This is a genomic window from Microbacterium sp. SLBN-111 (assembly GCF_049739645.1).
Taxonomy (GTDB): domain Bacteria; phylum Actinomycetota; class Actinomycetes; order Actinomycetales; family Microbacteriaceae; genus Microbacterium.
Window position 1 is genome coordinate 2614542 of sequence record NZ_JBMGQH010000001.1, and the last position, 13015, is coordinate 2627556.

11 protein-coding genes and 1 tRNA gene are annotated in these 13015 nt (G+C 69.2%); 7 read left to right on the top strand and 5 right to left on the bottom strand.

The genetic code is table 11. The features are described 5' to 3' along the window. The first annotated feature begins 101 nt into the window (after positions 1 to 101). The 4 genes from RKD05_RS12070 to RKD05_RS12085 all read left to right on the top strand — a co-directional run bounded on the left by RKD05_RS12070 (position 102) and on the right by RKD05_RS12085 (position 4386). Positions 102 to 2291, top strand: coding sequence for an alpha-ketoacid dehydrogenase subunit alpha/beta (locus tag RKD05_RS12070; protein WP_424710297.1), 2190 nt, complete (start codon positions 102 to 104; stop codon positions 2289 to 2291). Beyond that, positions 2291 to 2962 (top strand): E3 binding domain-containing protein, encoded by a 672-nt coding sequence (locus tag RKD05_RS12075; RefSeq protein WP_424710298.1) that lies wholly within the window; start codon positions 2291 to 2293, stop codon positions 2960 to 2962. Before RKD05_RS12070 ends, RKD05_RS12075 begins: the two co-directional genes overlap by 1 nt. Positions 2963 to 2972: 10 nt before the next feature. Then, positions 2973 to 3641, top strand: a complete 669-nt coding sequence (locus RKD05_RS12080; RefSeq protein ID WP_424710299.1) for a 2-oxo acid dehydrogenase subunit E2 — start codon at positions 2973 to 2975, stop codon at positions 3639 to 3641. A gap of 103 nt (positions 3642 to 3744) precedes the next feature. Further along, complete coding sequence (locus RKD05_RS12085; protein ID WP_424710300.1) at positions 3745 to 4386, top strand: NAD(P)-dependent oxidoreductase; 642 nt, start codon at positions 3745 to 3747, stop codon at positions 4384 to 4386. A gap of 54 nt (positions 4387 to 4440) precedes the next feature. Here RKD05_RS12085 and RKD05_RS12090 read toward each other — a convergent pair whose 3' ends face one another. Together RKD05_RS12090 and RKD05_RS12095 are read right to left on the bottom strand one after the other, a co-directional pair. Continuing rightward, entirely contained in the window at positions 4441 to 5763 is a 1323-nt protein-coding gene (locus tag RKD05_RS12090; RefSeq protein ID WP_424710301.1) for a DUF4032 domain-containing protein, read from the bottom strand. 70 nt (positions 5764 to 5833) lie between these two features. After that, the gene (locus RKD05_RS12095; RefSeq protein WP_063256374.1) at positions 5834 to 6937 is read right to left on the bottom strand and encodes an ABC transporter ATP-binding protein; all 1104 of its coding nucleotides are present in this window, start codon (positions 6935 to 6937) and stop codon (positions 5834 to 5836) included. A gap of 213 nt (positions 6938 to 7150) precedes the next feature. On the opposite strand from RKD05_RS12095, the gene RKD05_RS12100 reads away from it, so the two are divergent. Further along, positions 7151 to 8110 carry a DsbA family protein gene (locus RKD05_RS12100; RefSeq protein ID WP_424710302.1) on the top strand — a complete coding sequence of 320 codons (960 nt, stop codon included), beginning with the start codon at positions 7151 to 7153 and terminating at the stop codon, positions 8108 to 8110. Positions 8111 to 8145: 35 nt separating this feature from the next. Here the strand turns inward: RKD05_RS12100 and RKD05_RS12105 are convergent, their stop codons facing one another. Next, on the bottom strand, positions 8146 to 9720 hold the full coding sequence (locus tag RKD05_RS12105; protein ID WP_424710304.1) for a hypothetical protein: 1575 nt from the start codon (positions 9718 to 9720) through the stop codon (positions 8146 to 8148). A gap of 841 nt (positions 9721 to 10561) precedes the next feature. Here RKD05_RS12105 and RKD05_RS12110 point away from each other — a divergent pair. Continuing rightward, positions 10562 to 10634, top strand: a tRNA-Thr gene (locus tag RKD05_RS12110). Positions 10635 to 10725: 91 nt separating this feature from the next. Here the strand turns inward: RKD05_RS12110 and RKD05_RS12115 are convergent. Then, positions 10726 to 11247, bottom strand: coding sequence for a hypothetical protein (locus tag RKD05_RS12115; RefSeq protein WP_424710305.1), 522 nt, complete (start codon positions 11245 to 11247; stop codon positions 10726 to 10728). 316 nt (positions 11248 to 11563) lie between these two features. Between RKD05_RS12115 and RKD05_RS12120 the strand changes: the two genes are divergently transcribed. Then, positions 11564 to 11788, top strand: coding sequence for a hypothetical protein (locus tag RKD05_RS12120; protein ID WP_424710307.1), 225 nt, complete (start codon positions 11564 to 11566; stop codon positions 11786 to 11788). A 140-nt stretch (positions 11789 to 11928) separates the two neighbouring features. Here the strand turns inward: RKD05_RS12120 and RKD05_RS12125 are convergent, their stop codons facing one another. Further along, on the bottom strand, positions 11929 to 12834 hold the full coding sequence (locus RKD05_RS12125; protein ID WP_424710309.1) for a hypothetical protein: 906 nt from the start codon (positions 12832 to 12834) through the stop codon (positions 11929 to 11931). Positions 12835 to 13015: the final 181 nt, after the last annotated feature.

Genomic DNA, 13015 nt, shown 5'->3' on the forward strand with positions numbered 1-13015 from the left:
CAGTATCTCGCGGCGATTGCGCCTTGTATTGGAGACAATCCGATCGTACAGTGTGAGCGAACGACCTGTATAGGTGGACGCAACGACGCGTGAGGAGCGACATGGCCAAGCGGAAACGGCTGAACACCGGTGTCGAGTGGGTGCAGCTGGAGACGACCGCCGCGGACTGGAAGGCGGCCGACTCGGAACTGCTCGGGACGATGCTCGGTCAGCTGCATCTCATCCGGGCCTTCGAGGAGGCGGTGCTCGACCTGGCGGGCGCGGGTCTCGTCCACGGCCCCGCGCATTCCAGCATCGGGCAGGAGGGCGGCGCGGTCGGCTCGATCGTGAGCCTCCGCCCGGCGGATGCCGTTAATGGCTCGCACCGCGGACACCACCAGTTCCTCGCCAAGACGCTCGCGTACGTCTCCGGCGGCGCGCTCGATCCCGCCGCGCTCGTGACGCCCGACATCCAGACGCTGCTCGACCGCACGCTCGCCGAGATCCTCGGGCTCGCCTCCGGCTTCTCGGGGGGACGCGGTGGCTCGATGCACCTGCAGTGGCTCGAGGCCGGTGCGCTGGGGACGAACGCGATCGTCGGCGGCGGCGCTCCGCTCGCCACCGGCCACGCGTGGGCACAGAAGCACGCCGGCACCTCGGATGTCTCGATCAACTACTTCGGTGACGGGTCGAGCCAGATCGGCTCGGTGCTGGAGTCCATGAACCTCGCGTCGACGTGGAAGCTCCCCGTCGCGTTCTTCATCGAGAACAACCTCTACGCGGTGTCGACCCGCGCCGACGAGGCGAGCGCCGACACGCGCTTCTCCGTGCGCGGCCAGGGCTTCTCTATCCCCGCGTGGCGCGTGGACGGCATGGACCCGCTCGCCGTGCACCTCGCCACGGGCGAAGCGCTCGACCGCATGCGCGCGGGGGAGGGCCCCGCGATCGTCGAGGCCGAGGTCTACCGCTTCTTCCACCAGAACGGCCCCTACCCGGGCAGCGCGTTCGGGTACCGGACCAAGGACGAAGAGGGGCAGTGGCGGGCGCGCGATCCGCTCGAGCGAACGGCGTCCGAGATGCGCCGCCTGGGCCTCCTCGACGACGCCGAGGCGCAGGCGGTCCGCGAGCAGGCCGTGGCCGCCGTCGCGCAGTCGGTCGCGGCCGTTGTCGAGGCCGACCCCGAGCGTCCCGGCCGACGCCGCATCCGCCCGGAGCTGTGGCCCGACCCGGCCGTGGTGGACACCGGCATCCGGGGGGATGCCTCCGAACTCGCCGCGCTCGCGACCGCCGAGCCCGCGGAATGGACCGGACCCTGGCGCGACGTGAAGTTCGTCGATGCCGTCGCCCAGACCATGGACCGCCGCATGGAGACCGACCCGCGCATCATCGTGCTCGGCGAGGACGTGCACCGCCTCGGCGGCGGCACGAACGGCGCGACGAAGGGGCTCGCCGAGAAGTACGGCCCCGACCGCGTCATCGGCACCCCGATCAGTGAGAACGGCTTCTTCGGCGCCGCCGGCGGCATCGCGATGGACGGCCGGTTCCGCCCCGTCGTGGAGTTCATGTACCCCGACTTCATGTGGGTCGCCGCCGACCAGGTGTTCAACCAGGTCGGCAAGGCGCGGCACATGTTCGGTGACAACAACACCGTCCCGCTCGTGCTGCGCACGAAGGTCGCGATGGGGTCCGGCTACGGCTCGCAGCACCTCATGGACCCGGCCGGCATCTTCGCGACGCAGGCGGGGTGGCGCATCGTCGCCGCCTCGACCGCCGCCGACTACGTCGGCCTGATGAACGCCGCCCTCGCACTCGAAGACCCGGTGCTCGTGATCGAGCACGTCGACCTCTACGGCACGCCCGACCGCGTCCCCGACGCCGATCTCGACTACGTCATCCCGCCCGGATCCGCCGCCGTGCGCCGCAAGGGCAACGACGTGACGGTGCTCACGTACCTGTCGATGGTCGGTCACACCCTGGAGGCGGTCGAGCAGACCGGAACGGATGCCGAGGTCATCGACCTCCGCTGGCTCGACCGCGCGTCGCTCGACTGGGACACCGTCGGTGAGAGCATCCGCAAGACCAACGCCGTCCTCATCGTGGAACAGGGCGCGCGCGGACCGTCCTACGGAACGTGGCTCGCCGACGAGATCCAGCGCCGGTTCTTCGACTGGCTCGACCAGCCGGTCGAGCGCGTCACCGGCGGGGAGGCGAGCCCGAGCATCTCCAAGGTGCTCGAACGGGCCGCGATCGCCCGCACGGAAGAGGTCGTCGAAGGGCTCGAGCGCGTGCGCGCGGCGGGAGGGATCCGCTGATGGCCGTCGTCGTCCGCATGCCCGAGATCGCCACCGGGGCCGCCGAGGCCGCGATCCAGAGCTGGCTCGTCGAGGTCGGCAGTCCCGTCCGCGCCGGTCAGGCGATCGTCGAGATCGAGACCGAGAAGGCGGTCGTCGAATACGAGGCCGAACGCGCCGGCATCCTGGCAGGGATCCTCCTGCCCGCCGGTGACGCCGCCGCTGTGGGCGTCCCCATCGCCGTCCTCGCCGAGGAGGGGGAGAGCGTGGATGCCGCCCTCGCCGCGGCCGGGGGAGCGCCCGCCTCCGCGAGCGCGACGCCGTCCGACGCCGAGGTCGCCGCCGTGCCCGAGGAGGCGGCGGAGGCGCCGGCCGCCCCGGCACCGGCGTCCACCCCGGCTCCCGCCGCCGCTCCGGCTTCCGCCGCCGCTCCGGCTCCCGCTGCCGCCCCGGCTCCCGCTCCCGCTCCCGCTCAACCGCTCGCCGAGGAGCGCCGCCTCTTCGCTTCGCCGCTCGTGCGCCGGCTGGCCGCGGAGCGCGGCATCGACCTCGCCGAGGTCCCCGGATCCGGTCCGCGTGGACGCATCGTCCGCCGCGACCTGGATGCGTGGACACCGGCGCCGGAGGAGCGGCATCCCGAACCCGTCCCCGCCCGCGTCCGAACCGACCGCTCCGGCGGCGGCGGGGAGTGAGTACGAGGACGTGCCGCACACGGGAATGCGTCGCGCGATCGCGCGGCGACTCACCGAGTCGAAGTCCACCGTTCCGCACTTCTACCTGCAGGCCGACTGCCGGGTCGATGCGCTGCTCGCCCTCCGGGCTCAGATCAACGCGGGGCGCGAACAGCGCATCTCGGTCAACGACCTCGTGGTGAAGGCGGTCGCCGGCGCGATGCGCGATGTTCCTGAGGCGAACGCGATCTGGACCCCGGATGCCACGCGCCGGTTCTCGGCCGCCGACATCGCCGTGGCCGTGTCGGTGCCCGGCGGGCTCCTCACCCCGGTGGTCCGAGGGGCCGACCGCCTCTCGATCAGCCAGCTCGCCGCCACGGTCCGTGACCTCGCGGAGCGGGCGCGCGAGAGCCGCCTGAAGCAGAACGAGCTCGAGGGCGGTTCCTTCGCGGTGTCGAACCTCGGCATGTACGGGACGACGTCGTTCTCGGCGATCATCAACCCGCCGCACGCCGGGATCCTCGCCGTCGGAGCCGCGACGCGGCGTCCCGTGGTCGAGGAGGACGGGTCGCTCGCGGCCGCCACGGTCATGTCCGTGACGCTCTCGGCTGATCATCGGGTGCTCGACGGGGCGCTCGCGGCGCAGTGGTTGGCCGCGTTCGTGGCGCGTATCGAGAACCCGCTGCAGATCCTGCTGTGAATCGTGTCGGTTTCGGGCGTCCGCGCTTCGCGACGGGGCCCGGAACCGGCACGCTGGGAGGACACGTCCGCGGGGGATCGCGGACCGGAGGAAAGGAACACCCGTGACCCGTATCGCCGTCATCGGAGGAACCGGCTACGCCGGCAGCCACATCGTGACCGAAGCCGTCCGTCGCGGCCACACGGTCGTCTCGGTCGCCCGTTCGGTGCCGGCCGAGCGCGTCGAGGGAGCGACCTACATCGAGGGCACCGTCCTCGACGTGCCCGGCCTGCTCGCCGAGCTCGAGGGCGTCGACGTCGTCGTCTCGGCCGTCGCGCCGCGCGGCGACATGCTGGGCAAGCTCCGCCCCGCGATCGCGCAGCTGAACTCCGTCCTCCCCGAGGACGTGCGTCTGGGCGTCATCGGCGGCGCCGGCGGATCGCTCGTGGCCGAGGGCGGCCCGCGCCTCATCGACACCGAGGGCTTCACCGACGAGTACAAGCCCGAGGCGTCGGAGGCCATCGGCATCCTGGAAGACCTCGAGGCAGACTCCTCGGACCGCGACTGGTTCTACGTGCACCCCGCCGGCGGGTTCGGCGTGTGGGCTCCCGGGGAGCGCACCGGCGCGTACCGCGACGGCGGGCACGTCCTCGTCGTGGATGCCGACGGCAACTCGTTCATCTCGGGCGCCGACTTCGCCGTGGCGGTGCTCGACGAGATCGAGAACCCGAAGCACTCGCGCGACCACTTCGCCGTCGGTTACTGACCGCTCGAACGACGACGGCGCCGTCCCTTCCGGGGCGGCGCCGTCGTCGTTCTGTCAGACCAGATCGCGCCAGTCGATGACGTCCGTGTCGGTGGTGGGGACTTCACCGGTCTCCGGGGCCGAGGCGTCGGAGATGGTGGCCAGCGACATCGTGTCGGTCGGCGGTCCCATGACCGTCGCCTCGTCGCGACGGTGGCTCAGCACGTCGTCGATGTAGGAGGTCACGACCTCGGCCAGCGGCACGGACCGGCCGCGCGCCTGCGACATGTACCACCGGTGCTCGAGCACCTGGTGGAAGACCTCGGCCGGTTCGAGCTTCGCGCGCAGGTCGAACGGGATCGCCATGACGATGGGCTCGAAGACGCGGGTGAGCCACTCGTGCGCGACCATCTCCTCGTCGGCTCCGAGGCGTGAGACCCGCGCGCGGAACTCGTCCAGGTCGTTGAGCAGGCGGCGGGCCTGGTTCTCCTCCACGTCGAGACCCGTGAGCCGCAGCAGGCGACGCTGGTGGTGCCCGGCATCCACGACCTTGGGCTGGATCGAGACCTGCGTGCCGTCGCTCGCGGTCTTGATCGACATCTCGCCGATGTCGAAACCGAGAGCGTTGAGGCGGTGCACGCGCTCGGTGATCCGCCACGACTCGTCGACGGCGAACGTCTCCTTGTCGGTGAGCGCGCCCCACAACGAGTGGTACGAGGCGACGAGTCCGTCGGCGATCGCGACGGCATCCACTCCGCCCTCGAGGCGGCCGCCGGCCTCAAGGTCCATGATCTCGCCGGCGATGTTGATGCGGGCGATGTCGAGATCGTGTGCGCGCTGCCCGGCGGTCAGGCGGTTGCCCTGCAGCTCGCCCGTCTCCGCGTCGACGAGGTACGCGGCGAATTCACCCGCGTCGCGGCGGAACAGCGTGTTCGACAGCGACACGTCGCCCCAGTAGAAGCCGACGTTGTGGAGGCGCACGAGCAGAACCGCCAGAGCGTCGACCAGACGCGTCGCGGTGTGCGGGCGCAGTACCTGCGTGAACAGCGCGCGGTAGGGGAGTGAGAACTTCAGGTGCGCCGTGACCAGCGCCGCGGGGAGCGGGCGGCCCGAGGCATCGGTGCGCCCCGCGATCACGGCAACGCGGTCGACGCAGGGCGCGTCGAGGCGGTCGAGGTTGCCCAGCATGTCGTACTCGCGACGGGCCATCTCCTCGGTCGTCTCCTTGATGGCGACGACGCGGCCGGAGAGGTTCGCGAACCGCACGAGGTGGCGCGAGATGCCCTTGGGAAGGGCGACGATGTGGGAGCTCGGCCAGTCGGCCAGGCCCGTCGACCACGGCAGCTGCAGCAGTCCCGGGTCGACGGCGCTGGCGGTGATGCTGAGGGATTCGGCCACGGTTCCTCCGGGGAAAAGGGTGCGGCGCGGGGAGTCCAAGAAGACTCCCCGCGCCGCGACGGTGCGTAGATCAGGCCGAAGCGATGGCCTTGTCGGTGAGGCGCTCGCCCGACTCGAGGTCGAAGACGTGCACGTGACCGGGGACCGGCGCCAGAACGACCGTCTCGCCCGCGTTGGGGTGACGGCGGCCGTCGACGCGCGCCACGATGTCGGTGCGCTTGCCGTTGATGTCGGTGTGACCGTAGAGGTAGCCGTCGGCGCCGAGCTCCTCGACGAGGTCGACGACGACCGTGAGGCCCTTGCCGTCGGCCGGGGCGACCTGGATGTCCTCGGGGCGGACACCGATGGTGACCTCCGATCCGTGCGCCTTGCCGATGACGTCGGCCTCGACGGGGACGACGAGGTCGCCGAAGCGGACGCCGCCCTCGGCCAGGTCGACCGGGAACAGGTTCATCGCGGGGGAGCCGATGAAGCCGGCGACAAAGACGTTCTTCGGCTTCTCGTACAGGTCGCGCGGGGTGCCGACCTGCTGGAGCAGACCGTCCTTGAGGACCGCAATGCGGTCACCCATGGTGAGGGCCTCGGTCTGGTCGTGCGTGACGTAGACCGTGGTGACGCCGAGGCGGCGCTGCAGCGACGCGATCTGCGTGCGGGTCTGCACGCGGAGCTTCGCGTCGAGGTTCGACAGCGGCTCGTCCATGAGGAACACCTGGGGCTGACGCACGATCGCGCGGCCCATGGCGACACGCTGACGCTGACCACCCGAGAGGGCCTTCGGCTTGCGGGTCAGGTACTGCTCGAGGTCGAGGAGCTTCGCGGCCTCGAGGACGCGAGCGGCACGCTCTTCCTTGCCGACGCCGGCGATCTTCAGGGCGAAGCCCATGTTCTCGGCGACGGTCATGTGCGGGTACAGCGCGTAGTTCTGGAAGACCATCGCGATGTCGCGGTCCTTCGGGGGGACGTCGGTGACGTCACGGTCGCCGATGAGGATGCGGCCGGAGTTGACCTCTTCGAGGCCGGCGAGCATGCGCAGCGACGTGGACTTACCGCAACCGGAGGGGCCGACGAGGACGAGGAACTCGCCGTCTCCGACCTCGAGGTTGAGCTTGTCGACCGCCGGGCGAGTGCCTCCGGGGTACAGACGGGTTGCGTTGTCAAAGGTGACGGACGCCATTTCTTCTTCTCCTTCACCGGCAGGTACGTGCCGGACGATCCGTAGTGAATGGAATGAACGGGGGCGACCCCGAGCGCGCGCGACAGTGAGCGCAGGGTCAGTATCGCACGTGTCTGGTCATTTCTCAGCCAGGCTTACTACCATCGATCCTCGTTCGCCTACCCGTGCGTTCCCATCATCGTCAGCGGCATCCGTCCGCGCCCGAGAGGTCCCATGTCCAACGACCAGACGCCGAATCTGCCCGCCGAGAACGCCCGCCGCGAGGCGGTGCGCGAGAAGGCGCAGCAGGTCAAGGCGCGGCAGACCCGGGCGCGGATCGTGCGCCGGACGCTGCTGGTCGTCGGCGCCGTCGCGGTCGTGGCCGTGGGCGCCGCCGGCGTGACCTACGCGCTGTCCTCGCGCGATGGACGTTCGCAGGCGCTTCCGGATGCCGCCTCCGACGACGGCTTCGTCGTCACCGCGGCGACCGGCATCGCCGACCCCCGCGCCGATCAGACCGTCGACGGCAACGCCTCCGCTCTGGCGGCCGAGGCCACGCCCACCCCGACTCCGACGCCCACCCCGTCGCCGACCACCACCGCCGCGCCGGTCGACATCCGCGTGTACGTCGACTATCTCTCCAGCGAGGCGCGGGAGTTCCAGCTCGCGAACGCCGAGCAGCTCTCGAAGTGGGTGTCCCAGGATGCCGCTTCGCTCACGTACTACCCGGTGGCGATGCTCACCTCGAAGTCGAACGGCACGAAGTACAGCCTCCGCGCCGCCGGCGCCGCGGCCTGTGTCGCGACCCACGCCTCCGACAAGTTCTTCGCGTTCAACCACGAGCTGCTGATCAACCAGCCGCCCGTCGACTCCGACGGTTACAGCGACGAGAAGCTCGCCGACATGGCGCAGGGCGCGGGCGTGAGCAACCCCGACACGGTTCGCCAGTGCATCGAGGACGAGACCTACACCGCGTGGGCCAAGGCCGCGACCGACCGCGCGATCAAGGGTCTGCCCGACACCAAGGGCCAGGCGCTGACCGCGACCCCCACGGTCCTCGTCAACGGCACGCCGTACGTCGGCCGCATGGACGACCCGAAGGAGTTCGCCCAGTTCGTGCTCACGGTCGACAGCAACGCCTACTACTCCACCGCCACGCCGACCCCGACGCCCACCCCGACCGCCGCGGGCTGAGGCCCGCGCGGGGGAGACCCCGGCGAGCGTCCCGACTAGAGCCCGTCCTCCTGCGCCCAGACCGTTCCGATCCAGATGAGTCGGAGGAACTGCCCCACGGTCAGTGTCTTGTCGGAGGCGCCCGCGAGGGAGGTTCCGTAGGACGCTCCGTGTCGGACGGTGAAAGCGCCGCTGAGACTCGAGGGTGACACCGTGAGACGCTGGCCGATGAACTTGCCGGAGGCAAGCGCCCCGAGGTTCCGCGCGATCCCGTCCTTCGTCCGTGCCAGGAGAAGAAGGTTGGGTTCGATCGACCGGAGCAGTCGCGCGGGGTATGTCGTCGTCTCGAGATCGCTGCCGACGATCTCCAGAGCCGCGGACGACCGTTGGGTCCCGGTATCGGCGGCGTCGGGAAGCACGCGCCACACGACACTGGCCTTGGTGATGGCCTCCTGGACGCGGAACAGGTTGTCGCTCGTCCACGGCTGTTCGAAGGTGACGTCGAAGTCGGCCCGCTGCGTCGATGTCTCGCAGTAGAAGGGCTGAGGTCCGACGGCCGTGCGGTAGGCGTTCGAGGTGGAGAGCGCCCCGTGGAGGCGGATATCCGAATCTGCTGAGTAGAGGACTCGTGGCGTGTCCGTTGCGCCAGTGACCCCCTCGGCATCGATGTCCACGTCGAGGATCAGTTGCGAATTGAAGGCTTCGACGACTGCACCTGAGACATCCGAGCCAAGATTGACAGTCGCACGTGCGATACGCGCTCGCCCGTTGACGACTCGTGCGAGTTGCGTGGCTCCGAGAGCATAGAGTCCGTCGACGACGATGCTTGAGCGTCCGTCTCTTTGGCCTACCTTCTGATGCCCTGTTCCGTGAACATCGACATTCAACACTCGCCGAGTGTCGACGGTGCGCAGATCACTCACGTAGTGCTCGCGCGACTCGGGGGAAGTACCGGCGCCCGAACCTGTCGTGTCGTTGAAGACGGTGACCGCGTTCTGACAGCCCACGACGGTGCAGCCGACCACACGGTGTTTTTCGCCGCGCAGCGCAAAGCCGGTATTCGCACCGGGAGCGCCGACGACACTCGCCCCGTGGAACTCAATGCCGTAGGAGCCGTGATGAGTGTCGAGACCGGAGTTCCCCGCCGCCGTGACTTGCGCGCCAAAGATCTTCGCCGACATGGTGCGTCCATAGAGGCTGACATCTCCGCCCGTTTCGACGGCCGCGGCGACGTCGGTCCACCCGTGACGTCCGTCGAGGGTGCGGCAGTCGCGTGCGCGGCCATGCATCGAACCTTGATCGACCACCCCGTACCCGACGACCGAGGGAGAGTTGTCCGGTGCGTTCATCGCGTACCGCACGAGCTGCCGCTCGACGAGGTATCCGAAACACGACCGCATCATCACGGGCTGCCCGACGTCTCGCAGTGCCTCCTGGTCCAGAACCGTCGGTTGCGTGAGGTTCGTGCAACGAATGGCCCCGCCGACGACTCGACCGCTGAGTACTCCATCGGTGATGTCCCATGCGCCACCGAGGAACGTCGCCGAACCCGGGGCCAGTCGCGCGACGCGCACGTTGGTCTGGTACGAGTCGATGAGGGTGCTGACCAGATCGACGGTGGTGCCATCCACCTGGAAGACCGTCGCGAATTCGCCGATCCGTGGAATCGACGCGGCTCCCGAGGCGTAGCGAGCGGTGGGCGCCGGGTCGTCCGCGACGACCTTGACGACGTCCCCCCTCGACCAGCTGCGTGCCTCGCTCAGGGTGAGGCGGGAGAACGAGTAGGTCTGGCCGTCGAGCACCGTCGACGCGGTCGTCACCGCGGTCACGGAGGTAGGCGACTCGAGGGTCCTGGCGGCGCGCATCAGGAATCCGTCGCCCCCGCGGACGAGCGTTGCGTCTCGCGCATCCAGGGTGAGGAACTTCGACCCGGGGATCGACACGGAGGAGTTGAAGAGGAACTTTCCCCGCAGCATGAGCGTGGCGCCGACGGGCGCGGCCGCGATGGCGGCGTTCAGCCCCGCCGTCGAGTCCGTGGCCCCGGTCGCATCGACCGACCATCGGGGAGAGGCGACATCGATCGCGATGGGATCCGTCACGGCCCAGATGGACTCCGGTGTCGCGTCTTCGGCAGCCTCGGCCCTCTGCGGACTCCCTACCGTGAGGGCGATCGACGGTGCTCCCCAGGCCGCCGCGGTCAACATGCTCCGGCGCGACAAAATCTCCATGATTCCCCCAAGACTCGTGGCTCACGGCACGCAGTAGGGGAATCTTTGTGCGCGGTGCCACACAGGCGCCCGCATTGGCGCCGACAAGGAGTGTCCGTGTCGCGCACGGCTCGTCGTCCGCCTCCCGTCCGGTCGACGCCGTCGGCGCGGCCGTGGCTCGATAGACTCTTGCTCACCGGCCCGTGTGTCGGTTCGCGGTGGGTTCACCCCCACCGAAGGTCAGGTCCGCGGATTTCCGCGGTTCGCCGGCTTGGCGCAATTGGTAGCGCACCGTACTTGTAATACGGGGGTTGCAGGTTCAAGTCCTGTAGCCGGCACGGAAACATTGGCGCTGCGGCGAAGTCGATGTCCCACGAAAAGCGCCCCTCCCCGCACGGAGTGCGAAGAGGGGCGTCTTAGGGAGAGGACCTACGCGGTCGAGCAGCCGGTGAGCGCTGAGGTGACGGTGGCGTCTGTCTTGGCACCCGTACCGATGTACCCCTCGGGCAGGGTCGTCGTGGCACGCAACGTCCACCGCACACTGGTCGACAGGGTGGTGCGCATCGCGATCGTCGCGCCCGCCGCAACTTCCGCCGTAAGCGTGAACTGCGTGCTCGTAGCGCTCAGGCGAGTCTGCGTCGCGAAGCCAGAGGGCGTCGCCGAGAACACACCGATGTTCGCCACCCCTGTGCCAGAGATGACGACAGTGGTGCCGACCGGAAGCGGTGCCGTCGGGCTCGCAGTAAGAGTGAACCCGGGCCCCAGGATGCCGGGCGTGCCGCAAGAGCCGTTGAGTGCGTAGGCACTAGCGTCCGTGGTCGACGCGGCGGCGGCGACCGGTGCGGCGACCGCGAGCGCAATGACGGGGACCGTCCATGCCGCTCCCCTGAGGACCGTGCGACGGTTGACGCCGTTGCGTGCGAATTCGTCGATGGATGAGACGTCAGTCATGGAATTCCCCGTGATAGCGGGAGACATGCCCCGATCGGCGGCCGAACGCGCCCACCTGGCACGTCAGCCACATCGCCACCCCGTGAGCCCGAGTATTCAGGAGGATCGTGACAGACGTGTAACGCGCGACCCCCTCGTCGGTAAGCTCTCCGCTTCCCGCCCTCGGGTCGTCGAGTCTCGTGAGAAGCCTGCACTCAGGGTGAACTGCGAGGTGAAGTTGCGCATCCTCGCTGACGGGGCTCGCGGCCGGTGCTATTTTCCTGCGCGCCAGCACAGAAAACGCAACGACGCGCGCGCTGGGAGAGGTGCTTCAGACATGGTTGTCTCCGACGTATGGACCGGAGTTCCGGGCGACAAGCTCCGGCAGTCCACGTGCCGCCGCTGCGGCCACGGCAACGCCACTGTTCGCATCGTTCGCACGCTGTTCCGTCGACGGACGGTGGCGGAGTGCAGTTTCATCGACGAGCCGGTGAGCGGACTCGCCGGGGCCGAGGTCTGCCTGTGTCGAGGTGAGGCTCACCAGACGGTGCTCACCCACTGATTTCGGCGGAAGTTCCTTGTAACTCGCCGTCCCTCTTTCGTCAGGCCGAGGTCGTTCTCTCGAACTTCTCGCTCGTTGAGGAGGACCGCGACGCTGCCTCGATGGCATCCACTCTGCTCGCCGTGCTGGGCGCGTCCGCCTCACGTGATCAGGACGGGGCGTGTCGTTTCCGCCTCCGTCGGCGCGGCTGGCTCGGGTTCGGACGTCAGCGCCCTCTGCATGGACTTCACCGAGCCGAACCCCGAGGAGAACGCGACCCGCAGCAGGTCATCCTGGCTACGCGGCGTCGTGCGCTGCATCATCGCTCGCGCCGCCGCCACCCGCCGTGCCCGAATGTCCGTACTGGGCGCGCGCCCGTGGGCCTCGAAGGCTCGGTACAGGCTCGCGCGGGACGTTCCCAGTTCCTGGATGAGTCGGCGTACATCGAATCGCGGATCCAACGAACGTTGTCGGATCAGGGACTCCGCGCGCTCGAAGATGCTCTCGTGGGGGGGGGGGGCATCCGCCACGGTGACCGTGGCGGCGAAGAGCGATTCGATTCCGAGCTTGAGATGGGTGAATGCGTCTCCCGGAGGGAGATTCGGCAGGTTCAACGCAGCGTTCACGGCGCTGACGAAGACCTTCACGTAGTCCTGATCGATCACGGACGGGGGCGCGGGCGGAGCCGGCACACCGATGCTGGCCCAGTCGGAGACGATCACGATCCGCGCGCAGGCCCTCGGCGCCGACACCACAAGTTCCTCGTTGAGACGTTGAATGTGGAATGACCCGGGTGCCAAAGGAACCACGCCCCGCGGAGTGGACAGCATCTGGTCTCCCTCGACGCCCAACACGGCGAGGAAGTGCTCGTCGCCCCAGTGCTCGTTTCCCGCCAAGCTCATGGTTGCCGCGGTGTGCCAGATCCGGCCGAGGGCGAACGGATCGGCGCGGATGACGTCCGCGAACAGTCTCAGCGGACGGTCTGGCCGGGCGTGCCATCCGTGCGCGCTCAGCCACGCTTGCGCTGCTGTACCGGTCAGCGCGACACCGGAGGCGTGCGAGGGCAACGCCGATCTCGGCTGTTCAACGCTGCTCCTGGCCGGGGGGATCGTGGGAGCGACGATACTGAGCAGCTCCCACCGCAACTGTCGGTTGCAATCTCCGCCCGCGTGTGGGACCGGTTCTCGACCCGGGAAGACGCGGGAGGCCAATCTGTCTCATGCGGCGCTGGGGTGTCTCACGCCTGTC